The sequence below is a fragment of the Micrococcus sp. iso_26 genome (genome assembly GCF_056172975.1).
Genome location: NZ_CM149652.1, coordinates 1,971,614 through 1,993,441, shown reverse-complemented (window position 1 = coordinate 1,993,441; position 21,828 = coordinate 1,971,614). Strand labels below are relative to the sequence as shown.

The following is a 21,828-nucleotide window of genomic DNA, read 5'->3' as shown; positions in this document are numbered from 1 at the left end:
GCGGCGTCGTCGTGCCGGCTCAGGCCTTCGGGGCGAGCGTCTCCACGATGCGCTGCATGACCGTGGGGTCGGCCAGCGTGGTGGAGTCGCCCGGGTCGCGGCCCTCGGCCACGTCCTTGAGCAGACGGCGCATGATCTTGCCGGAGCGCGTCTTGGGCAGCTCGGGGACCACGAGCACGCGCTTGGGCTTGGCGATGGGTCCGATGTCCTTGCCCACGTGCTGCCGCAGCTCCTCCTCGACCTCGGCGACGTCGCGGTCGGCCGCGACGGCGACCGCGGTGAGCAGGACGAACGCCACGACCGCCTCGCCCGTGGTCTCATCCTTCGCGCCGACCACCGCGGACTCGGCCACGGACGGGTGCGCCACGAGGGAGGACTCGATCTCGGTGGTGGACAGGCGGTGGCCGGAGACGTTCATGACGTCGTCCACGCGGCCCAGCAGCCAGATGTCGCCGTCCTCGTCGTAGCGGGCGCCGTCGCCGGCGAAGTACATGCCGGGGAAGCGGGACCAGTAGGTCTCCTTGAAGCGCTCCCGGTCGCCCCAGATGCCGCGCAGCATGGACGGCCACGGCTCGCGCACCACGAGGAAGCCCGCGCTCGTGTCCGTCATGGGCTCGCCGAGCTCGTCCACGACCTCCAGCACGACGCCGGGCACCGGCCTCTGGGCGGAACCGGGCTTGAGGGTGGTCACGCCGGGCAGCGGGGTGAGCATGTGGGCGCCTGTCTCGGTCTGCCACCAGGTGTCCACGATGGGGCAGCGGCCGGCGCCGATGACCTCGTGGTACCAGCGCCAGGCCTCCGGGTTGATGGCCTCGCCCACGGAGCCGAGCACGCGCAGGCTGGAGAGGTCGTACTCGTCCGGGATGTGCCGGCCCCACTTCATGAACGTGCGGATCGCCGTCGGCGCCGTGTAGAGGATGCTCACGCCGTACTTCTGCACGATCTCCCACCAGCGGCCCTGGTGCGGGGAGTCCGGGGTGCCCTCGTAGATCACCTGGGTGGCGCCGTTGACCAGCGGCGCATAGGCGACGTAGGAGTGCCCGGTGACCCAGCCGACGTCGGCGGTGCACCAGAAGACGTCCGACTCCGGGTGCAGGTCGAAGGTGTCGTGATGGGTGGCCGCGGCCTGCACGAGGTAGCCGCCGGTGGTGTGCAGGATGCCCTTCGGCTTCCCGGTGGTGCCGGAGGTGTACAGGATGTAGAGCGGGTGCTCGGCGTCGTGCCACACGAGCTCGTGCTCGTCGGACTGGGCGTCCACGACGTCGTGCCACCACAGGTCGCGGCCCTCGGTCATCTCGACCTCGGCCTCGTTGCGGCGGACCACGAGCACGTGCTCGGCCGTGTGGCCGGGCGCGGAGAGGGCCTGGTCCACGGCGGGCTTGAGCATGGAGGGCTTGCCGCGGCGGAAGGAGCCGTCGGCCGTGACGACGAGCTTGGCCTCGGCGTCGTCCACGCGGGAGCGCAGGGCGTCGGAGGAGAAGCCGCCGAAGACCACGGAGTGGACCGCGCCGATGCGCGCGCACGCGAGCATCGTGATGACGGCCTCGGGGATCATCGGCAGGTAGACGGCCACGCGGTCGCCCTTGGTCACGCCGAGGGACTCGAACGCGTTGGCGGCGCGCCGGACCTCGGCGGCCAGGTCGGCGTAGGTGTAGGTGCGGGTGTCGCCGGGCTCGCCCTCGAAGTGGATGGCCACGCGGTCGCCGTGGCCGGCCTCGACGTGGCGGTCCAGGGCGTTGTACGCGGCGTTGGTGGTGCCGCCGACGAACCACTTCGCGAAGGGTGCGTCGGACCAGTCCAGGACGTCGGTGAAGTCCTGCTCCCAGTGCAGGACCTCGCGGGCGCGGCGGGCCCAGTAGGCCAGGCGGTCCTCGGCGGCCTCCTCGTACAGGTCGGCTCCGGCCACCGCCTGGGCGGCGAACTCGGCCGGGGGCGGGAACGTGGGGATCTGCTCGTCCATCGACGGGGTCCTTTCGGGGTGGTGCGGTCGGTGCGTGGCGCGGATGTGACGCGTCCCACACTAGTCTCCCGCCTCAGCATGCCGCGCGCGGCGCCGTCGCCACAAATCCTCGGGTCCTGTGTGTCGCATCGCGCCCGGAAGCGGGGGCCGGACCCGGTGCGGACGTCGGCATGCGCCCCGCTCCCTAGGTGTTGCGGGTCATGAGGTTCTTGGCACGAGGGCCGGACTGAGATGAGACGAGTGGGCCTCTCCCGCAGGATGGAAGTTCCTACACCACCCATCCGCGCAAAGAGACCCACTCATGACTCACGCTAATGCACCCCTGACTCCCACCGGCCGTCTCAGGATGGTCCACCGCCACCTGCACGACGGCATCCCGCAAGCCCATGTCGCCGCCGAGTTCCGGGTGAGCCGGCCCACGGTGGCCACCTGGGTGGCCCGCTACCGCGCCCAGGGAGAAGCCGGCCTTCAGGACCTGCCCAGCCGGCCGCACCGTTCACCTGCCCAGCTCGATCCCGAGGTGGTGGCTCAGATCCAGACCCTGCGTCGCAGGGAGAAGTGGTCGGCCCGCCGGATCCATCACCACCTCGTCTCCGAGGGCCACCGGGTGTGTCTTCGTACCGTGGGACGGTGGCTGCACCGGGCCGGGCTCTCCCGGTTACGGGACCTGACCCCGGCCGGGGAAGACCTGCGCCAACGACCCCAGAAGATCACCGCGAGAGGGCCGGGGCACATGGTGCACCTGGATGTGAAGAAGATCGGGAAGATCCCAGACGGGGGCGGCTGGCGCACCCACGGACGTGAAAGTGAAGCAGGCCGTGCTTCCAAGCGTGGTGCCGGCCGGCGGGTCGGGTACACCTACCTGCACTCGGCGATCGACGGGTACACCCGCCTGGCGTACACCGAAGCGTTGGAGGATGAGAAGGCGGTGACCACGATCGGGTTCTTCTGCCGGGCGAGGGCGTTCTTCGCCGCCCACGGCATCACCGTGGACCGGGTGGTCACGGACAACGGGAACAACTACCGGGCCGTGGACTTCACCGCCAAGGTGGTCTCGCTCGGGGGCCGGCACCACCGGATCCGCCCCTACACCCCGCGCCATAACGGGAAGGTCGAGCGGTACAACCGGCTGATGGTCGATGAGGTCCTCTACGCCCGCCCGTATACCTCAGAGACAGCTCGGCGTGAGGCGCTGGCCGTGTGGGTGAACCACTACAACTACCATCGGCCTCATACCTCCTGCGGGGACGCCCCTCCGGCCTCGTTGGCCCCGGCCCGAGTCAACAACGTCATGCCCTCTTACACCTAGGATGGTCGGACCTGAGCGGATCGCACGAGGCGGGAGGACGCGCGGATGGAGACGGAGCCGACGGACACGCCGACCGGGGAGACCCGGCTGGCCCTGGTGCGCCGGGCACGGCGGATCAACCGGATCCTGGCCGAGACGTACCCGTACGCCGTCGCCGAGCTGGACTTCGAGACGCCGTTCGAGCTGCTCGTGGCCACGGTGCTGTCCGCCCAGACCACCGACGTGCGCGTCAACGCGGCCACGCCGGCGCTGTTCGCCCGCTTCCCGGACGCCCACGCGATGGCGGCGGCCACCGAGCCCGAGCTGCAGGAGCTCGTGCGCTCCACGGGGTTCTACCGGAACAAGGCCTCCGCGATCCTGCGGCTGTCCCAGGAGCTCGTGGCCCGGCACGACGGCGAGGTCCCCGCCCGTCTCGAGGACCTCGTGGCGCTGCCCGGGGTGGGCCGCAAGACCGCGTTCGTGGTGCTCGGCAACGCCTTCGGCCAGCCCGGGATCACCGTGGACACGCACTTCGGCCGGCTCGCCCGGCGCCTGGGGTTCACGGACGAGACCGACCCGGTGAAGGTCGAGCACGCCGTGGGCGCCCTGTTCCCGCGCCGGGACTGGACGATGCTCTCCCACCGGCTGATCTTCCACGGCCGCCGCGTGTGCCACGCGCGCCGCCCGGCGTGCGGGGCGTGCCCGATCGCCCGCTGGTGCCCGTCCTACGGCGAGGGGGAGACCGACCCCGAGCGGGCGCGCGCCCTGCTGGCCTACGAGCTCAAGCCCGGCCGGGAGGAGCTGCTCGAGCTCCTGCGCGCGGGGCGGACGCGCCGGGAGCTGCGCGCCCTCGGCCACGGGCTGGAGGCCTGAGCGCCCGGCCTGCCCGCTCAGCCTTCGGTGAGACCCGCGAGGATCGCGGCGACCGCCCGGCGCGCGTGAGCCCCCACGCCCGCGAGCGTGGCCGAGGCGGCCCCGCACCAGTCGTCGTAGCCGAGCAGGTGCAGCCCCGGCACGTCCACCGAGGCGGTCGGCAGTGCACGCTCCGTCGCCGGCGCCCCGGAGGGGCGGCGGGTCAGCTCGAGGCCCCGCAGATGGCGCAGGTCCGCCCGGAAGCCCGTGCACCAGACGATGTCGTCCACCGGGTGCTCGGCGCCGCGCACCCGGGCCGCGGCGCGGTTGGCGGCGGGCCAGCCGTGGCTCGCGCCGGCGTCGTGGTCCCAGCGGACGCCGTCCGGCGTGAGCGCGGTGGGCGCGGGGACCGCGTGGAGCCCGGCCCCGTCGCGGGCGCGGATCACCGAGGGCACCATGACGATGTCCCCGAGGTCGCCCACGCGCGCCTCGGAGCGGCCCAGCACGCGCGCCGAGGCCCGATCGAAGAGCACCCGCCCGTCCACGTCGTCCGGCATGAACCGGGGCGGACGCCGGGTGGCCCACGTGGTGGCGACACCCGCCAGCAGCAGGTCCGCCGCGATCTGGGCGCCCGAGTTGCCGCCGCCCACCACGAGGACGCGCCGCCCGGTGAACGCGTCGGGGGGAGCGGTACGCGGCGGAGTGCCGCTGCGTGCCGCCGAAGCGGTCGGCCCCCGGGAGGGCCGGCACGAACGGGCGGGTGAACGAGCCGGTCGCGGAGACCACCGTGCGGGCGCTCAGGGCCGAGCCGTCCTCGAGCCGCAGGGTGAACGGCGGGGACGCGGCGGCGTCGTGCGTCACCGCCGCGACGCGCACGCCCCGGCGCACCGGCAGCCCGTAGCGGTCCTCGTAGTCGGCCAGGTACGCGACGACGTGCCCGGCGTCCGGGGTGGCGGGGCCGGGCGACGGCGGCATGGGTCGGCCCGGCAGGGAGGAATGCTCGGCGGGGGAGAACAGGCGCAGGGAGTCCCAGTGGTGCGGCCACGCGCCGCCGGGCTGGGCGGACGCGTCGAGCAGGACGAACGACGGCGGCGGGCCCGGCCGGCGCCCGCGGCCGACGTCCCGCGCGGCCCGCGCGGCCCGCGCCAGGAAGTAGCCGACCGCCAGTCCGGCCTGGCCGGCGCCGATCACCGCGACGTCCACCGGATCCGGGGACGCGGTGGCCGCCGGGGGCGAGGTCAGGGGAGCCGTCATGCCCCGAGGCTACGACCGGCGACTAGCGTGGGGGCCATGCCTGAGACCCCCGCGAGCCCCCGCCCGACCTCCCGCGACGCCGTCGGGACGTCCGACGCGTCCCTGGCGGGTGCGCGGGACCAGCTGGCGGACCTCGTGGCCCGGTGGGGCGCGGCCCCTGCGGACGCGCCCGGTCACCACGACCCGGTCTCGCTCACCACGGTCCCGCCCGAGGCCGTGCCGATGTGGGGCTTCGACTGGCCCCGGTCCGGCGATCCGCGCCCCTCCGCCGTGCTGATCCTGTTCGGCGCCCTCGACGACGTCCCCGCCCGTCACGACGCCGGGCGCGTGCACCCGCACGTGGACGTGCTGCTGACCCAGCGCGCCGCCACCCTGCGCCAGCACGCCGGGCAGATCGCGTTCCCCGGCGGTCGGGTCGACCCCGAGGACGCCGACGTGGTGGCCACGGCCCTGCGCGAGGCACAGGAGGAGACCGGCCTGGACCCGGCCGGCGTGGAGGTCCTGGGCGTGCTGCCGGCGGTGCCGGTGGTGGTCTCCGGGCACGTGGTGCACCCGGTGCTCGGGTGGTGGCGGGACCCCAGTCGCGTGGCGGTGGTCGACCAGGCCGAGGCCGCGGCCGTGTTCCGGATGCCGGTCGCGGACCTGGTGGACCCCGCGAACCGATGCCGCGTGGCCCGGCCCGGCGGCCGCCGCGGCGAGACGCCGGGCTTCCTCGTGGGCGAGCGGCTGGTGTGGGGGTTCACGGCGGCGCTGCTGGACCGTGTGGTGGGGCTGCTGGGCTGGGACGTGCCGTGGGACGACTCCCGCGTGCGCGACGCGCGGACCCACGAGATCCTGCGCGGCTGACGGCTGCGCGCCGCCGCCCGCTCCTGCACAGGCGCCGGAGGGCGGGTTCGTGTCCCCAGCGGCGGGACCGGGGGCGCGGGCACCCGGGCGGGACGGTGGACTGGACGGGCCGGCGGCCGCGGACCGCGGCGGCCGCCCCGACCCGCAGGAGGCCCGCCATGCGCCCGTTCGTCCCCGCCGCCCCGGCCCGCCCGCCCCGGGGCCGACGGTCCCGCCCCGCCCCGTCCGAGGTGAGCCGACGGTTCCCGTGGCCCCGCACCGGCGCGGCCGAGCCGGAACGCACGCAGGTCGCCGCGCCGCCGCTCGCCGCACCCGCAGCGGGCCCCGACGGGCTGGACGCCGCCGTCGTGCGCCGACGCGTGGCCGAGGCCCGTGCCTCGGCCACAGACGGGGCGGAGCCGCCGCTGGCCCCGCTGATCGCCGAGGCCCTCGACGCGCCGATCGACGACCCGCGCGTGGCGGCGCTGGTCGATGAGCTCGACGGCTTCGGCCCGCTCGCACCCTGGGTGCGCAGCCCGGGCGTGACCGACGTGCTCGTGGACGGCGCGGGCGCGGTGTGGACCGACGGGGACGAGGGCCTCGTCCGCCGCCCCGGTCGGCTCGACCCCACGACCGCCCGGGCGCTCGCGGTGCGGCTGCTGCACCGGGCCGGCCGCCGCCTCGATGCGGCGGTGCCGCTGGCCGACGCCCGCGTGGGCGGCGTGCGCGTCCACGCGGTCCTGCCCCCGGTCAGCGGCGGCGGCACCCTGCTGAGCCTGCGGATCCCGGCCGCCACGACGCCGTCGCTGGCCGCACTGGCCGACGGCTGGCCGGACGGCGCCCTCTGGGCCGACGCCCTCGAGGCGCTCGTGCGCGACCGCGCCACCGTCCTGGTCAGCGGCGCGACCGGGGCGGGCAAGACCACGCTGCTCTCCGCGGCCCTCGGCCGGGTGCCGGGGGACGAACGGATCGTCGTCGTGGAGGACACGGCCGAGGCCGCGCCCGATCACCCGCACGTGGTCGCCCTGCAGTGCCGCGCCGCCAACGCGGAGGGCGCCGGCGAGGTCGGACTGGCCGAGCTCGTCCGCCACGCGCTGCGGATGCGGCCGGACCGGCTCGTGGTCGGCGAGTGCCGCGGCGCCGAGGTGGCCGACGTCCTCACCGCCCTGAACACCGGCCACCAGGGCGCGTGGGGCACCCTGCACGCCAACGCCGCCGCCGAGGTGCCCGCCCGGCTGACGGCCATGGCCTCCCTGGCCGGCTGGCGGCCCGAGACGGTGGCCGCGCAGGCCCGCGCCGGCGTGGACGCCGTGCTGCACATCGCCCGCGACGGCCACGGGCGGCACCCCGTGGAGCTCGCCGTCTCGGACCCGCGCGCCGACGGGTTCGCCCTGCTGCCCGCCCTCACGTGGCGGCCCGGGACGGAGGCGACGGGCGGGCGGACCGTCGAAGGACCCGGCATGCCCGCGCTCGCGGCCCGGCTGGCGGGGCGGAGCGGCCGGTGAGCACGACGACGGCGGCCGGGCAGGCACGACGGTCGCGCGCTGGGCGTGCCGTGCCGCTGCTGCCCTGGCGGGCGGGGCGGGCGAGGCCGGAGGAGGAGACGGAGGTGCTCGTCGGCGTGCTGCGCCGCTGGGCCGCCCTCGTCTCGGCCGGCCTGACCGAGGAGCAGGCCTGGCGGGAGACCGCGTGCACCCTGCCCGCCTGCGGGTCGAGCCCGGGCGAGGCGGGGACCGTGTGCTGTGCCCATCACCGCGCCCGACGCCGGGCCGAGGCGCTGGCCTGGGATGTGGAGGCGGGGGACGCGATGGCTCATGACGCCACCCTGCACCGGGAGGCGGCGCGCCGCGGCGGGACCCCGTCCTGGCGGACGCCCGCACGGGACCCGGGCTGGGCGCTGATCGATGCGGCGCTCGCGGCCGGGGCCCGGGCGGGCGCGGCTCCCGCAGCCGTGGCCCGGCGGTTGGCCCACAGCCTCGAGGCGGACGTGGACGCGGCCCGGGCCCGCCGCTCGGCCGCGGCGGGGCCGGGCGCGACGTCCCGACTGCTGCAGTGGCTGCCCCTGGGCGGCCTCGGCCTTGCGTGGCTGCTCGGCACCTCCCCGTGGGACCTGGTCCGCTCGCCCTTCGGCGCCGTGGTCGCCGCGGTGGGGCTGCTGTTCTGGCTGGCCGGGCGGTCCTGGACGCGCCTGCTGCTGCGTTCGGCCGCGCGCGAGCCGGCGGCCGTGGGCGCCGCCGTCGTGCTGGACGTGCTGGCGGCGCTGCTCAGCGCCGGCCGATCCCTGCCCGCCGCGCTGGACGACCTCGGCCGGACCCTGCCGGGCGCCCGCGACCTGCGCGCCACGGCGGCGCTGCTGCTCTGGGGCCGGGACTGGGACGAGGCGTGGGCGGGTCTCGACACGGACCCGGTGTGGACCGAGACCGCCGCCCGACTGCGACCGCTGCACCGGTCCGGGATGGCCGGCGCCCGCACGCTGGCCGAGACCGCCGCGGCCGTCCGTCAGCAGACCCGGCGGGCCGACGAACGGGCGGCCGAGGAGCTCGCCGTGCGCCTGGTGATGCCGCTGGGGCTGTGCCTGCTGCCCGCCTTCGTGTGCTGGGGCGTGGTGCCCGTCGTCATGGCCCTGCTCGGGGCGGGACCGGGCTGAGGCCGTGGCGACGCCGGGGCGTCCGGTCCTGCACAGGGCCCCGATCGCCCCGGCCCATCCCCGGATCCGCATCGCCCCCGGCGCGCGGGCCCCGGAGCGGGCCAGCCTGGGACCAGCGGCCCGGCCGGGCCGTCACCACCGCCCCGCACCGCGGGGCCCACTCCAGGAGGACCACCATGACCCACCGCTCCCACACCGCCCAGCCCGCCGTCACCCGCCCCAGCGACCGCGACCGCCTCGCCCGCGTCGTCGACGCCGCGGGCGAGGAGACCGGCGCGATCACGGCCGAGTACGGCATCCTCACGCTCGCCGCCGTGGGCTTCGCGGGTGTGCTGGCCGTCGTGCTCACCAGCCCGGACGTGCAGTCGCTGCTCGTGGACCTCGTCTCCGGGGCGCTCCAGCGTGACTGAGCACCCGACCTCCGCCCCGCCGTCCGCGCGCCGCACGGGCGCCCGGACGGCGGGGCGGCCCCGCGCGCTCCGGGGCGGCGAGACCGGGGCCGTCACGGCCGAGTACGCGGTGCTGCTGCCCGTGATCGCGTTCGTGCTCGTGTCCGTCCTGCTGGCCGGGGCCGCCGCGGTGCAGCAGGTGCGGGGTCAGGACGCGGCGGCGTCAGCCGCCCGCATCCTCGCCCGGGGCGACGACGAGGCGGCGGCCCGGGATGCGGTGGCACGCATGGCCGGCGACGACGCCTCGCTCTCGCACACCGTCGAGGGCGGGTGGGTGACCGTCGAGGTCGTCCAGCCCGGCCCCGGGCCGCTCGCCTGGGCCGAGGCCCTCACCCTCACCGCGCACGCCGCCGCCCCCGACCAGCGGCCCGGAACGCCCGCCGCCGGGCCGGAGGACCGGTCATGACCCGCGGGAGGGCGCCCGCGCGGGGCGAACGCGGCTCGGGCACCGTGTCCGTCCTGGGCACGGCCGCCCTGGGGGCGGGTCTGCTGCTGGCGGTCGCGGTGCTGGGGCAGGCCTCGGTCACCGGCTCCCGGGCGGCCGGGGCCGCCGATCTGGCGGCGCTCGCCGCCTCCGACGCACGGCGCGGGCTCTCCAACCACGAACCGTGCACCCTGGCCGGGCGGACCGCCGCACGCAACGGGGCCGTCGTCGTGGCGTGCGAGGTGCGCGAGGACGGGACCGTGCGCGTCGCGGTCGAGCTCGCCCGCGCCCCGCTGCCGTCGGCCACGGCCGACGCCGTCGCGGGCCCGCCGCGGTCTCAGGCCCCGGGCGCCGCGTCCGTGGCCCCGCCGCCCGAGCCGTCGCCCGAACCGTCGGTCGAGGCGTCCGCCGGGACGAGGTGATCGGCGTGGTCCATCAGGAACCGCAGGACGGTCAGCGCGCCGGCCTTGTCCAGCGGGCTGTTGCGGTTGCCGCACTTGGGGGACTGCACGCAGGACGGGCAGCCCTCCGCGCACTCGCACGCCGCGATGGCCCCCGCCGTCGCCTCGACCCAGCGCCGCGCCTGCTCGAAGCCGCGCTCGGCGAAGCCCGCCCCGCCGGGCCGGCCGTCGTAGACGAACACGGCGGGGGAGCCGGTGTCCGGGTGCAGGACCATCGAGACGCCGCCGATGTCCCAGCGGTCGTTCGAGGCGACGAGCGGCATCATGCCGATCATCGCGTGCTCGGCCGCGTGCAGGGCGCCGGGCAGGCGATCCGTGGTCAGTCCCGCGGCGATGAGCTCGTCCGAGGCCGCCTGGAACCACACCGCCGAGGTGAACAGGTCCCGCGCCGGCAGGTCGAGGGGCTCCTCGCCGAGCACCTCCCCGGAGACCAGGGCCTTGCGCTGGAAGGACACCACCTGGGTGCGGACCTGCACATCCCCGAGGCACCAGCGCAGGGTGCCCTCGCGCGCGTCCAGGCGCCGGTGCACCGCCACGATCTCGATCTCCGTGACGTCCCGGGCCTGCGTGGTGAAGTCCGGCCAGGCCCGCGTGACGACCACCGCGTGCGCGTCCTCGTCCAGCTCCTCCACGAGGTACGTGCGGTCCTGGTGCACGTACACCGCGCCGGGATGCGCCTGGTAGTGGGTCTGGGGCGAGTCCATCGTGCCCAGCAGGGCGCCGGACTCGGCGTCGATGATGTCCATGGGGCCGCCGCCGTCGTCCCGCAGGGAGACCATGCCGGCGGCGTGCTCGGGGTGCGTCCAGAACCAGCCGGCCGGCCGACGGCGCAGCAGCCCCTGCTCGACCAGCACGTCCAGCAGGGCGCGCACCCGGTCCGGCTCCCCGAACCAGCCGAACGCCTCGGGCGTGATCGGCAGCTCCGCGGCGGCCGCGCACAGCTGCGGGCCGAGCAGGTGCGGGTTCTCCGGGTCCACCACGGTGTCCTCCACGCCCAGGTCGAACACGGCCTCCGGGTGGTCCACCACGAACGTGTCCAGGGGGTCGTCCGAGGCGACGAAGAACGCGAGCGCGTCCTGGCCGCCGCGCCCGGCGCGGCCGATCTGCTGGAAGAACGACGCGCGGGTGCCCGGCCAGCCGGCCACCACCACCGCGTCCAGCCCCGCGACGTCGATGCCCATCTCCAGTGCCGGCGTCGAGGCCATGCCCAGCAGCCGACCCGAGCGCAGGTCCGCCTCCAGCTCCCGCCGCTCCTCGGGCAGGTAGCCCGAGCGGTAGGCCGCGATCCGGGTGCCGAGCCCCGGCTCGACCTCCTCGAGCTGCCGCTTGGCCGCGCTGGCGATGGCCTCGGCCCCGCGCCGCGAGCGGATGAACGCCAGCGTGCGCACCTGCTGCAGGGCCAGGTCCGTGACCAGGTCGGCGGCGGCGGCCATCGCCGAGCGGCGGACGGGCGCGCCGTTCTCGCCCCGACGGTCCGTCAGCTCCGGCTCCCAGAACGCCACCGTGACCGCCCCGTGCGGGGACGCGTCCTCGGTGACGGCCGTGGCCGGCGCCCCGATCAGTCGAGCGAAGTGCCCGGCCGGATCCGCCGACGTCGCCGACGCCCCGATGAACACGGTCTCCGGCCGGTCCCCGCGGTAGTGGGCGGCGATGCGCCGCAGCCGGCGCAGCAGGATGCCCACCTGCGAGCCGAAGACGCCCCGGTAGGTGTGCGACTCGTCCACCACCACGAACGCCAGGTTCCGGAAGAACGCGGCCCACCGCTCGTGGTGCGGCAGGATCCCGACGTGGAGCATGTCCGGGTTGGTCATGAGCACGGTGGCGTGCTCGCGGGCCCAGATCCGGTCCTGCGGTGCGGTGTCGCCGTCGTAGGGGGCCGCGCGCAGCCCCGGGGCGCCGTCCCGCTCGAGGGCGCGCCAGGAGGTCAGCTGGTCCGCCGCGAGGGCCTTGGTGGGGGCGAGGTAGAGCGCGGTGGCCCGGGGGTCGGCGGCCAGCCGGGTGCCGACCGCCAGCTGGTAGCCCAACGACTTGCCCGACGCCGTGCCCGTGGCGAGCACGGTGTGCGTACCCGCGCCGGCCAGGGCCGCGGCCCGCACCTGGTGCAGCCACGGCCGCTCGACGCCGCGCGCCGCGAACGCCCTGACCAGGCCCTCCGGAGCGTCCGCGGGCCAGTCCGTGTGCCGGGCCTGCCGTGCGGGCAGCTCGGTGACGTGGCGGATCTGCTCGGGCAACCCGGTCCGACCCAGCGCCGCACGGAGTCCGGCCCCCGCCGGGGTGTCCGGGCGCAGGTCGCCGGGTGCCGTGACGGACAGCCCGGCCACGACGTCGGCCACCACCTCACCGACGGGCTGCGGCTCCGGTCCGGAGGAGTCCGGGGCGGCGTCGTCGACGGGCGGCGCGGCGTCCGCCGTGCCGGGCGGCCCCCAGCCGCCCGCGGGATCCGCCCAGGGATCGTGCTCCGGCAGGTGGCCGGTCACGCCCCCATGGTGCCGGTGTGCTCGGCGGTGGGGTTGTCCTCGGCCAGGCCGCGACCCCAGATGGACACGGGGCCGAGGTCGGTCCAGGCCAGGTGGCGGTACAGCTTCTGGCCGTCCGGGGAGGCGACGAGCAGGCCGCGGCTGATCTCACCCTCGCTCATGACCTCGGAGGTGAGGTAGCGCATCACGAGGGAGCCGAGGCCGCGGCGACGGTGGTTCGGGGACGTCCAGATCCGGTCGTAGACGGCGGTGCCGTCCTCCTCGGTGACCCAGCCGAGGGCGGCGAGCTCCTCCTCGCCCTCGGGCGCGGTCGAGGCGCCGACGGCCAGGATGCGCAGGCGACGGCTGCCCTCCATCGGCTGGTCCACGCGGGCCTCATAGCCCTCGGGCAGCAGCGGGGGCTCCACGTCCTGCAGCTCGGGGTCCATGTCCATGGTCATGAAGCGCTCCGGCTCGGCCTGGGCCTTCAGACCCATGGCCTTGGGGTCCTCGCCGGCGTCGCCGAACACGGTGAGCAGGATCTGCTCCTGGTCCCGCACCGCCTCGCGCAGGTCCTCCAGCTCCGCGCGGGAGGGGTTCACCACCACGTGCTCCCACGTGGCCGGCACGTCCACCGTGGCGCGACCGGAGCCGCCGGGGATCATGTGGGCGGGGCGGGGGGTGCGCAGGGCCGCGCGTCGCCCCGCCTCCTGGCTGACGCGGTAGCCGCGCGATCGCGACCAGGCCGCGAACCAGATGTCGACCAGTGCCGGATCCAGATGCTCAGTCATGTCTGAAGGGTAAGGCGTGAGGCCGGTGCGGGCCAGGCCCCGCCCGTCCCTCACGGCCGTCACGTCCGGGGTCGCGCACTAGCCTGGACCTCGATGAGCACCGCCCCCCTCTCGCGCATCGCGCTGTACTACCGGTTCACCCCGCTCGCCGACTCCGAGGCGGTGCGGCTGTGGCAGCGCGCGCTCGCCGCGTCCCTCGGCCTGACCGGCCGGATCATCGTGTCGCCGCAGGGGATCAACGGGACCGTCGGCGGACCGGTCGACGCGGTCAAGCGCTACGTGCGCGGCACGCGGGAGCATCCGGCGTTCCGGGACCTCGAGGTGAAGTGGTCGGACGGCTCGGCGGCGGACTTCCCCCGCCTCTCCGTCAAGCTCAAGCCCGAGCTCGTCGCGTTCGGGGCCCCCGAGCGCGTCACCGTGGACGCGGACGGGGTCGTCGGCACGGGGGAGCGGCTCACCCCCGCTCAGGTGGACGCGCTCGTCGCCGAGCGCGCCGGCAGCGCGAACCCCGTGCGCTTCCTCGACGGCCGCAACACGGTGGAGGCGGCCATCGGCCGCTTCGACGGGGCCGTGGTCCCGGACGCGCACACCACCCGCGACCTGCTCGCCGCCGTCGACTCCGGGGCCCTGGACCACCTCAAGGACGCGCCGCTGATCACCTACTGCACGGGCGGCGTGCGCTGCGAGGTCCTCTCCGCCCTGCTCAAGGACCGCGGCTTCGCCGAGGTCTACCAGCTCGACGGCGGCATCGTCCGCTACGGCGAGGCCCGCGGCGACGCCGGACTGTGGCGGGGCGAACTGGCCGTGTTCGACCGACGCCTGTCCACCCGCTTCACCGCCGACGCCGAGACCATCGGCCGGTGCGTCACGTGCCATGCCCCGACCTCGGCGCTGCGCAACTGCGCCGACCCGGCCTGCACCACGCTCGAGGTCCGCTGCGCGGCCTGCGCCGTCGACGACCCCGAGCACCGCTGCCCTGTCTGCGCCCACCGTCCCCACCCCGCCGAGAGGACCGAGGCGTGAGTCCCGTCCCGACACCCCCGTCGCCCCCCGCCCCGCGGCTGACCCCGGCCACGGCCGTGGCCCTCGCCGCGGACCTGGCGGCCCTGCCGTTCACCACCGCCGCCGTCGAGGGTCTGCTCGGACCCGTGGCCACGCGCGCCCTGGACCGCGAGCACGCCGAGGCCGCCCGCCGCGTCGTCGCCGGTCACCTGGCGGGCCCCGGCCGGCACGACGACGCAGCCGGCCCCGGCGACCGGCACGGCACGCGGGGCCTCGCCGCCGCCGTCGGGGCCTGGCTGCTCGGCAACTCCGTCCCCGCCGCCGACCTCGACGCCGCGCTGCCCAGCCTCGGCCTGTCCGGGGCCGTGGCGGCCGGGCTCGTCGTCGAGGGACCGGACGGGCGCGTGCGCGGCGCGGTGGACCTCTCGCCGTATGAGGCGGACGAGCCGGGCCGGATGTGGATCGCCTCGGACCTGACGGCCCTGCAGCGGCGCGGCCCGCTGCCTCCCGAGCACGTGCTCGGCGTCGGTCGGGCCTCCCTCACGCTCGCCGGCGCCACGCAGCGCCGTCCCGTGGCCCGCGCCCTCGACGTGGGGGTGGGCTGCGGGATCCAGACCCTGCACCTGCTCGCCCACGCCGACCACGTCACCGCCACGGACCTGTCCGAGCGCGCCCTGGCGTTCACCCGGTTCAACCTGCTGCTCAACGCGGACGTGCTCGGCCTCGACCGGGAGCGGCTCGAGGACCGGGTCCGGCTGGCGGCCGGGGATCTGCTGGCGCCGGTGGCGGGGGAGCGGTTCGACCTCGTGGTCTCGAACCCGCCGTTCGTGATCACCCCGCGCACGGACCCGGATGCGCCCGTGCTGACCTACCGCGACGGCGGCCGCGAGGGCGACCGGATCGTCGCGGAGCTGATCGCGGCCCTGCCGGACGTGCTCGCCGAGGGCGGCACCGCGCAGCTGCTCGCCAACTGGGAGATCCCGGCGGGGGACACCGCCAACGCCGACACCGCACCGTGGGACGCGCGCCCGCGCTCGTGGGTGGCGCCGGGGATGCAGGCCTGGTTCCTCCAGCGCGACCGGCAGGACCCCGCGGGCTACGCGGAGACGTGGCTGCAGGACTCCTCGCTCGAGCTCGACCCGCCCGCCTATGAGGCCGCCTACCGCGGCTACCTGGACGACTTCGCCGCGCGCGGGGTCGCGGGCGTGGGCTTCGGCCACGTGTGGCTGCGTCGGCCCGCCGCGGACGGCTCCCAGGGCCGGGGGTGGGTGGTCGCCGAGGAGCTGACCCAGCCCGTGGACGAGGCCCTCGGCGCCGCGTGGGCCGCCGCCGTCGCCCGCCGGGACCGGCTCGCCGCCGGCGCCGGGGCGGGGGACGCCGTCGGGGACCCGGCCCTGGCCGCGCTGCGCGGCCTGCACCTGCGCGTGGCCGCGGACGTCACGGAGGAGCGGCACCAGCGGTTCGGGGCGGAGCACCCCGAGGTGATCCTGGCCCGGCAGGGCTCCGGGTTCCGGCGCGTGGCGCGCCTGGACACCGCGACGGCGGGCGTGCTGTCCGCCTCCGACGGTGAGCTGTCCGTGGGGCAGCTGGTGGGCGCGGTCGCCGCGCTGCTGGAGCTGGACGACGTCGGGCGGGCCGGCCTGCTGGCCGCGCTGCGGGAGCTGTACGAGGACGGGTTCCTGGTGGAGGGCTGACGATCGGGCGGTGGCGGGCGCGGGGACGCCGGGCGTTATCGTGGGCACCGCGCCCCCTACGATGTGGGGACGTCCGCCCGACGCCGGCGTGCACCGCGCACCGGCCCGGAACCACCGCCTTCCCCGTCCGAGGAGGACCCCCTTGTCCACGTCATCCGCTTCCGTGACCGCTCCCGTGCCCGAGGGCAAGAAGCTGGTCATCGTGGAGTCCCCGGCCAAGAGCAAGTCCATCGCGAAGTACCTCAACGCGGTGGGCTCCGGCTGGGTGGTGGACTCCTCCGTGGGGCACATCCGCGACCTGCCCAAGCCCTCGGACCTGCCGGCGGACATGAAGAAGGGCCCGTTCGGGAAGTTCGCCGTGGACACGGAGCACGGCTTCACCCCGTACTACGTGGTGCACCCGGACAAGAAGAAGAAGGTCGCGGAGCTCAAGCGCGAGCTCAAGGACGCCGAGGCCCTCTACCTCGCCACGGATGCGGACCGGGAGGGCGAGGCCATCGCCTGGCACCTGCTGGACACCCTCAAGCCCACGGTGCCGGTGTACCGGATGACCTTCGGGGAGATCACCCAGGAGGGCGTGCGCCGAGGCCTGGAGAACATCCGCGAGCTGGACACGGCCCTCGTGGACGCCCAGGAGACGCGCCGCATCCTCGACCGCCTGTTCGGCTACGAGCTCTCGCCGGTGCTGTGGCGCAAGGTCTCCCGCGGGCTCTCGGCGGGCCGCGTGCAGTCGGTGGCCACCCGCCTCGTCGTCGAGCGCGAGCGGGAGCGCATGGCCTTCGTCTCCGCCCGCTACTGGGGCGTGGAGGGCACCTTCACGGTGGCCGAGGGCGCGCAGGCCGCGGACGCCGTGGGCAGCTCGTTCACGGCCCGCCTCAGCACGGTGGACGGCGAGCGCGTGGCCACGGGCCGCGACTTCGACGACGCCGGGCGGCTCAAGGCCTCCGCCGGCAAGAAGGTGACCCACCTGGACGAGGCCGGCGCCCGCTCGCTGGCCGAGGGTCTGCGCGGGGCGGACTTCACGGTCGACTCGGTGGAGGACAAGCCGTACACCCGCCGCCCGGCCGCCCCCTTCACCACCTCCACGCTGCAACAGGAGGCCGCCCGCAAGCTCCGCATGAGCTCCCGCGTCTCCATGCAGGTGGCCCAGCGCCTGTACGAGAACGGCTACATCACGTACATGCGCACGGACTCGGTGAACCTCTCGCAGGAAGCCGTGCAGGCCGCCCGGCGCCAGGCCACCGAGCTCTACGGGGCGGACGCCGTGCCGGCCCAGCCGCGCGTCTACGCCAAGCGCAACGAGACCGCGCAGGAGGCCCACGAGGCCATCCGGCCCGCGGGGGACTCCTTCCGGACCCCGGCCCAGGTCAAGGCCGAGCTGCGCCCGGACGAGTTCCGCCTGTACGAGCTGATCTGGAAGCGCACCGTGGCCTCGCAGATGGCCGATGCCAAGGGCTACACCGCCACGCTGCGGCTCTCGGCCACCGCGCAGGACGGCCGCCTCGCGCAGTTCAGCGCCTCGGGCACCGTCATCACGTTCAAGGGCTTCCTCGACGCGTACGAGGAGGGCCGGGACGCCGAGGTCGACGGCGAGAACGCGGAGGCCAAGGACCGCCGCCTGCCGCAGGTGGCCCAGGGCGAGCGCCTCACCGGTGACCCGATCGAGGCCACCGGGCACGAGACCTCCCCGCCGGCCCGCTACACCGAGGCGTCGATCGTCGCCGAGCTGGAGCGCCGCGAGATCGGGCGGCCCTCCACGTACGCCCCGACGATCTCCACGATCATGGACCGCGGTTACGTGTCCAAGCGCGGCACCGCGCTCGTCCCGTCGTGGACCGCGTTCGCGGTGATCGGACTGCTCGAGGACTACTTCGCGAAGTACGTGGACTACGACTTCACGGCCCGCATGGAGGACGACCTCGACCGGATCGCCGCGGGCGAGCTCGGCCGCGAGGCCTGGCTGCAGACCTTCTACTTCGGGGCCCCCGCCGCGGAGACGGAGAAGGGCGTCGAGGGCCTCAAGCACGTGGTGGACAACCTCGGCGAGATCGACGCGCGAGCCGTGAACTCGCTGCCGATCACCGAGGACATCACCCTGCGGGTGGGCCAGTACGGCCCGTACCTGGAGCGGTCGCTGCCGGCCGACGCGGAGGCGGGCGCCACCCCGCCGCGCGCCAACGTCCCCGAGGACCTGGCCCCGGACGAGCTCACCCCGGCCAAGGCCGAGGAGCTGTTCGCCACCGCCCAGCCCTCCGAGCGCGAGCTCGGCACGGACCCGGAGACGGGCCGGACCATCGTCGCCAAGGACGGGCGCTACGGGCCCTACGTCACCGAGGTCATCCCCGAGATGACCGAGGAGGAGCTGCAGGCCTGGCTCGACGCCCAGCCCACCGAGTACTACAAGAACGGCAAGCCCAAGCCGAAGAAGAAGCCGGCCAAGGAGAAGCCCCGCACCGGCTCCCTCTTCACGAGCATGTCCGTGGACACCGTGACCCTCGAGCAGGCGCTGCAGCTGATGTCCCTGCCGCGCGTCGTGGGCGCGGACGCCGAGGGCGAGGTCATCACCGCCCAGAACGGCCGCTTCGGGCCCTACCTGAAGAAGGGCTCGGACTCGCGCTCGCTCGAGTCCGAGGACCAGATCTTCAGCATCACGCAGGAGCAGGCCCTCGAGATCTACGCCCAGCCGAAGCAGCGTGGCCGCGGGGCCGCCAAGCCGCCGCTGGCCGAGTTCGGCGAGGACCCGGTCTCCGGCAAGAAGGTCACTGTGAAGGAGGGCCGCTTCGGCCCGTACATCACGGACGGCGTCACCAACATCACCGTCCCGCGCGGCCGCCAGCCCGAGGAGCTCACGGCGGAGGAGGCCTACCAGCTGCTCGCGGACAAGCGCGCCAAGGGCCCGGCCACCCGCGGCGGTGCCAAGAAGCCGGCGGCGCGCAAGGCCCCGGCCAAGAAGACCACCGCGCGGAAGAAGGCCTGAGCGCCATGCGCCTCGGCGTCCTGGACATCGGCTCCAACACCGTTCACCTGCTGCTCGTGGACGCCCACCCGGGGGCCCGCCCCGTCGCCTACGCGGAGCACAAGCGCTCCCTCCCGCTGATCCGCTACCAGGACGCCGACGGGGCGATCACGGAGGAGGGTCAGCGGGAGCTCGTGGACTTCGTCCGTGAGGCCGCCGCGTTCGCGGAGGAGCACCGGGCGGAGGACATGATCTCGTTCTGCACCTCGGCGATCCGCGAGTCCGCGAACGGCGCCGCCGTGCTGGCCCGCGTGCAGGCCGAGACCGGTGTGCACCTCTCCGAGCTCACGGGGGACCAGGAGTCGGCCATGACGTACTTCGCCGTGCGCCGCTGGCAGGGCTGGGACGCCGGCTCCATCCTGAACTTCGACATCGGCGGCGGCTCCTTCGAGATCGCCTACGGCCAGGACGAGCTGCCCTCGCACGCCCTGTCCCTGCCGCTGGGCGCCGGCCGCCTCACCCGCGACTGGGTGCCCGAGGACCCGCCCAGCCCCAAGGCGGTGAAGAAGCTCCGCAAGCACGTGGAGAAGCGACTCGAGGAGGCGTACACGGTCTTCCCGCGCATCGAGTCGCCCGTGGTGGTCACCGCCACCTCGAAGACGTTCCGCTCCCTCGCCCGGATCACCGGGGCGGCGCCGTCGGCGGCGGGGCCCTTCGTGAAGCGGCACCTGCGCGCGGACGACCTGCACCTGTGGGTGAACCGCCTCGCGGCGATGACCATCGCGGAGCGGGCGGAGCTGCCCGGCGTCTCGGACGTGCGCGCGCACCAGGTATTCGCGGGGGCGATCGTCGCGCTGACGGCCATGCGCACGTTCGGCATCGCCCAGCTCGAGATCTGCCCGTGGGCGCTGCGCGAGGGCCTGATCCTCAACCGCCTCGACGCGCTCATGCTCGAGGGCCACCTCACCCGGGACGGCCTGCCCGGCGTCGGCCACGTGAACCTCAACCCGGACACCCTCCTGCCGGGACTGAGCCTGGGGGTGCGCTGAGCATGGTGGACGCCACCGCGCACCTGGCCCCCGCGGCGCGCTTCGGCGCGGACATCCCCGTGACCCTGTCCTCCTCGTCCGTGTTCCCCCTGGGCACCCAGGACGTGTTCGCCACCGCCGAGGACCTCGGCTACGACGGCGTGGAGGTCATGGTCACGCACAACGCGTGGAGCCAGGACGCGCGGCGGCTGATGCGGCTGTCCGAGCGGCACGGGATGCCCATCGACTCCATCCACGCCCCCACCCTGCTGTTCACGCAGCAGGTCTGGGGCTCCGCGTGGTCCAAGATCCGCCGCTCCGTGGAGCTGGCGCAGGCCGTGGGTGCGGCCACCGTGGTCGCCCACCCGCCGTTCCGCTGGCAGGGCACGTACGCGGTGCGCTTCGCCGAGGGCATCCACGAGCTCATGGCGGAGACCGGTGTGGTGATCGCGGTGGAGAACATGTACCCGTGGCGGGCCTACGGCCGCGAGGCCAAGATGTACCTGCCGCACTGGAACCCGCTGCCCGAGCCGTACGAGCACATCTGCTGGGACTTCTCCCACGCGGCCATCGCGCGGGCGGACTCTCTGGCGGCCGTCCGCGAGCTCGGCCCGCGGCTGCGGCACGTCCACCTCACCGACGGCAACGACTCCGGCAAGGACGACCACCTGGTCCCCGGCGAGGGCACGCAGCGCGTGGCCGAGACCCTGCGCCACCTGGCGACCGAGGGCCTGGCCGGCGCGGTGTGCGTGGAGGTGGGCACGCGCGGCGTGGAGTACGCGGGCCAGCGCGAGGAGAAGCTGGCCGCCTCGCTCGCGTTCGCGCGCGAGCACCTGGCCGCCGGCGGGACCGACCACCACGACGACGACGGCGTTCCGCGCCCGACCACGAAGGAGACGGACCGACCATGAAGCTGACCATCCTGGGCCTGGGCACCATGACCGGCGCGATCCTCGCCGGGGCCCTCGACGCCGGCGCCGTGCGCGCCGAGGACGTCACCGCCACCACCCGCTCCGCCGCCTCCGCCGAGAAGGCGGCCGCGCAGCACGGCGTCACGGTGACCTCCCAGGAGCGGGACGAACGCACCAACCATGCCGCGGTCGCTGAGGCGGACATCGTCCTGGTGGGCGTGAAGCCGAAGGACATGGTCGCCACCCTCACGGACCTGGCGCCGTCGCTGCGCCCCGAGACCGTGGTGGTGTCCGTGGCAGCCGGCGTCACCGCCGCGACCATGGCCGCCGTGCTGCCGGCGGGGCAGCCGATCGTGCGGACCATGCCGAACACGCCCCTGACGGTGGGCTCCGGCGTCGTGGGCGTGGCCCCCGGGCCGGGCGTCACCGAGGAGCAGACCACCGCCGTGCGCGCTCTCTTCGAGGGCTCCGGCCTGGTGGTGCCGGTGGCCGAGGAGCAGCTCTCCGCCGTGGTGGCCACCGCCGGCTCCGCCCCGGCCTACGTGTTCCTGCTGGCCGAGCTGATCGCCGCCCACGGTGCGGAGATGGGACTGGACGCCGCCTCCGCCGAGGCCATGGCCGCGGCCACCGTCAAGGGCGCCGGCATCATGCTCCAGCAGGAGGGGGCCAGGGCCGAGGCTCTGCGCAAGGCCGTGATGAGCCCGAACGGCACCACCGAGAAGGCCGTGGAGGCGTTCCTGGACGGCGGCATGGGCGACCTCGTGAACCGTGCCATGGACGCGGCCGCGCAGCGCGACAAGGAGATGGCCGAGGAGTTCGGGGCCTGACGG

At 75.3% G+C, this 21,828-nt stretch carries 17 protein-coding genes and 1 pseudogene; 14 read left to right on the top strand and 4 right to left on the bottom strand.

Annotated elements, in window-relative coordinates; translation table 11 throughout:
* Positions 1 to 19: 19 nt before the first annotated feature.
* Positions 20 to 1,960: an acetate--CoA ligase gene (gene acs / locus AC0VX0_RS09255; RefSeq protein WP_044658877.1), complete on the bottom strand. Its 1,941-nt coding sequence runs from the start codon at positions 1,958 to 1,960 to the stop codon at positions 20 to 22.
* A gap of 301 nt (positions 1,961 to 2,261) precedes the next feature.
* On the opposite strand from acs, the gene AC0VX0_RS09250 reads away from it, so the two are divergent.
* Both AC0VX0_RS09250 and nth read left to right on the top strand, forming a co-directional pair.
* Positions 2,262 to 3,269 carry an IS481 family transposase gene (locus AC0VX0_RS09250; protein WP_357013657.1) on the top strand — a complete coding sequence of 336 codons (1,008 nt, stop codon included), beginning with the start codon at positions 2,262 to 2,264 and terminating at the stop codon, positions 3,267 to 3,269.
* Positions 3,270 to 3,314: 45 nt separating this feature from the next.
* The gene (gene nth, locus AC0VX0_RS09245) at positions 3,315 to 4,121 is read left to right on the top strand and encodes an endonuclease III (RefSeq protein ID WP_135019571.1); all 807 of its coding nucleotides are present in this window, start codon (positions 3,315 to 3,317) and stop codon (positions 4,119 to 4,121) included.
* 17 nt (positions 4,122 to 4,138) lie between these two features.
* On the opposite strand, the pseudogene AC0VX0_RS09240 reads toward nth, so the two are convergent.
* Positions 4,139 to 5,354 (bottom strand): annotated as a pseudogene (locus AC0VX0_RS09240) (NAD(P)-binding domain-containing protein).
* 36 nt (positions 5,355 to 5,390) lie between these two features.
* Here AC0VX0_RS09240 and AC0VX0_RS09235 point away from each other — a divergent pair.
* The 6 genes from AC0VX0_RS09235 (at position 5,391) to AC0VX0_RS09210 (ending at position 10,121) form a co-directional block, all read left to right on the top strand.
* Complete coding sequence (locus AC0VX0_RS09235) at positions 5,391 to 6,200, top strand: NUDIX hydrolase (RefSeq protein ID WP_119217836.1); 810 nt, start codon at positions 5,391 to 5,393, stop codon at positions 6,198 to 6,200.
* A gap of 158 nt (positions 6,201 to 6,358) precedes the next feature.
* Entirely contained in the window at positions 6,359 to 7,684 is a 1,326-nt protein-coding gene (locus AC0VX0_RS09230) for a TadA family conjugal transfer-associated ATPase (RefSeq protein WP_119217837.1), read from the top strand.
* Positions 7,681 to 8,826, top strand: coding sequence for a type II secretion system F family protein (locus AC0VX0_RS09225; RefSeq protein WP_262391150.1), 1,146 nt, complete (start codon positions 7,681 to 7,683; stop codon positions 8,824 to 8,826). Before AC0VX0_RS09230 ends, AC0VX0_RS09225 begins: the two co-directional genes overlap by 4 nt.
* A gap of 176 nt (positions 8,827 to 9,002) precedes the next feature.
* Complete coding sequence (locus tag AC0VX0_RS09220) at positions 9,003 to 9,236, top strand: DUF4244 domain-containing protein (protein ID WP_010080291.1); 234 nt, start codon at positions 9,003 to 9,005, stop codon at positions 9,234 to 9,236.
* A complete protein-coding gene (locus AC0VX0_RS09215) occupies positions 9,229 to 9,681 on the top strand; it encodes a TadE family type IV pilus minor pilin (RefSeq protein ID WP_119217839.1) in 453 nt (150 codons plus the stop codon). The genes AC0VX0_RS09220 and AC0VX0_RS09215 overlap by 8 nt, the downstream gene beginning before the upstream one ends.
* On the top strand, positions 9,678 to 10,121 hold the full coding sequence (locus tag AC0VX0_RS09210) for an Rv3654c family TadE-like protein (RefSeq protein ID WP_376173543.1): 444 nt from the start codon (positions 9,678 to 9,680) through the stop codon (positions 10,119 to 10,121). The genes AC0VX0_RS09215 and AC0VX0_RS09210 overlap by 4 nt, the downstream gene beginning before the upstream one ends.
* On the opposite strand, the gene AC0VX0_RS09205 is transcribed toward AC0VX0_RS09210, so the two are convergent.
* Positions 10,037 to 12,637, bottom strand: a complete 2,601-nt coding sequence (locus tag AC0VX0_RS09205) for a DEAD/DEAH box helicase (protein WP_119217841.1) — start codon at positions 12,635 to 12,637, stop codon at positions 10,037 to 10,039. The genes AC0VX0_RS09210 and AC0VX0_RS09205 overlap by 85 nt on opposite strands.
* The gene (locus AC0VX0_RS09200; protein WP_101967387.1) at positions 12,634 to 13,407 is read right to left on the bottom strand and encodes a GNAT family N-acetyltransferase; all 774 of its coding nucleotides are present in this window, start codon (positions 13,405 to 13,407) and stop codon (positions 12,634 to 12,636) included. Before AC0VX0_RS09200 ends, AC0VX0_RS09205 begins: the two co-directional genes overlap by 4 nt.
* A gap of 93 nt (positions 13,408 to 13,500) precedes the next feature.
* Between AC0VX0_RS09200 and trhO the strand changes: the two genes are divergently transcribed.
* From trhO to proC, 6 genes are all read left to right on the top strand, one after another.
* A complete protein-coding gene (gene trhO / locus AC0VX0_RS09195; protein WP_144861971.1) occupies positions 13,501 to 14,430 on the top strand; it encodes an oxygen-dependent tRNA uridine(34) hydroxylase TrhO in 930 nt (309 codons plus the stop codon).
* Positions 14,427 to 16,103 (top strand): DUF7059 domain-containing protein, encoded by a 1,677-nt coding sequence (locus tag AC0VX0_RS09190; protein WP_144918892.1) that lies wholly within the window; start codon positions 14,427 to 14,429, stop codon positions 16,101 to 16,103. Before trhO ends, AC0VX0_RS09190 begins: the two co-directional genes overlap by 4 nt.
* A gap of 142 nt (positions 16,104 to 16,245) precedes the next feature.
* On the top strand, positions 16,246 to 19,080 hold the full coding sequence (gene topA, locus AC0VX0_RS09185) for a type I DNA topoisomerase (RefSeq protein WP_475451556.1): 2,835 nt from the start codon (positions 16,246 to 16,248) through the stop codon (positions 19,078 to 19,080).
* A 5-nt stretch (positions 19,081 to 19,085) separates the two neighbouring features.
* The gene (locus AC0VX0_RS09180) at positions 19,086 to 20,108 is read left to right on the top strand and encodes a Ppx/GppA family phosphatase (RefSeq protein WP_002856323.1); all 1,023 of its coding nucleotides are present in this window, start codon (positions 19,086 to 19,088) and stop codon (positions 20,106 to 20,108) included.
* Positions 20,109 to 20,110: 2 nt separating this feature from the next.
* Positions 20,111 to 20,998, top strand: coding sequence for a sugar phosphate isomerase/epimerase family protein (locus AC0VX0_RS09175; protein WP_002856324.1), 888 nt, complete (start codon positions 20,111 to 20,113; stop codon positions 20,996 to 20,998).
* Complete coding sequence (proC, locus tag AC0VX0_RS09170; RefSeq protein ID WP_002856327.1) at positions 20,995 to 21,825, top strand: pyrroline-5-carboxylate reductase; 831 nt, start codon at positions 20,995 to 20,997, stop codon at positions 21,823 to 21,825. The genes AC0VX0_RS09175 and proC overlap by 4 nt, the downstream gene beginning before the upstream one ends.
* Positions 21,826 to 21,828: the final 3 nt, after the last annotated feature.

Coding starts and splice junctions, on each gene's coding strand:
- acs (WP_044658877.1), bottom strand. CDS start 1,960: ATGGACGAGCAGATCCCCACGTTCCCGCCCCCGGCCGAGTTCGCCGCC.
- AC0VX0_RS09250 (WP_357013657.1), top strand. CDS start 2,262: ATGACTCACGCTAATGCACCCCTGACTCCCACCGGCCGTCTCAGGATG.
- nth (WP_135019571.1), top strand. CDS start 3,315: ATGGAGACGGAGCCGACGGACACGCCGACCGGGGAGACCCGGCTGGCC.
- AC0VX0_RS09235 (WP_119217836.1), top strand. CDS start 5,391: ATGCCTGAGACCCCCGCGAGCCCCCGCCCGACCTCCCGCGACGCCGTC.
- AC0VX0_RS09230 (WP_119217837.1), top strand. CDS start 6,359: ATGCGCCCGTTCGTCCCCGCCGCCCCGGCCCGCCCGCCCCGGGGCCGA.
- AC0VX0_RS09220 (WP_010080291.1), top strand. CDS start 9,003: ATGACCCACCGCTCCCACACCGCCCAGCCCGCCGTCACCCGCCCCAGC.
- AC0VX0_RS09210 (WP_376173543.1), top strand. CDS start 9,678: ATGACCCGCGGGAGGGCGCCCGCGCGGGGCGAACGCGGCTCGGGCACC.
- AC0VX0_RS09200 (WP_101967387.1), bottom strand. CDS start 13,407: ATGACTGAGCATCTGGATCCGGCACTGGTCGACATCTGGTTCGCGGCC.
- trhO (WP_144861971.1), top strand. CDS start 13,501: ATGAGCACCGCCCCCCTCTCGCGCATCGCGCTGTACTACCGGTTCACC.
- AC0VX0_RS09180 (WP_002856323.1), top strand. CDS start 19,086: ATGCGCCTCGGCGTCCTGGACATCGGCTCCAACACCGTTCACCTGCTG.
- AC0VX0_RS09175 (WP_002856324.1), top strand. CDS start 20,111: ATGGTGGACGCCACCGCGCACCTGGCCCCCGCGGCGCGCTTCGGCGCG.
- proC (WP_002856327.1), top strand. CDS start 20,995: ATGAAGCTGACCATCCTGGGCCTGGGCACCATGACCGGCGCGATCCTC.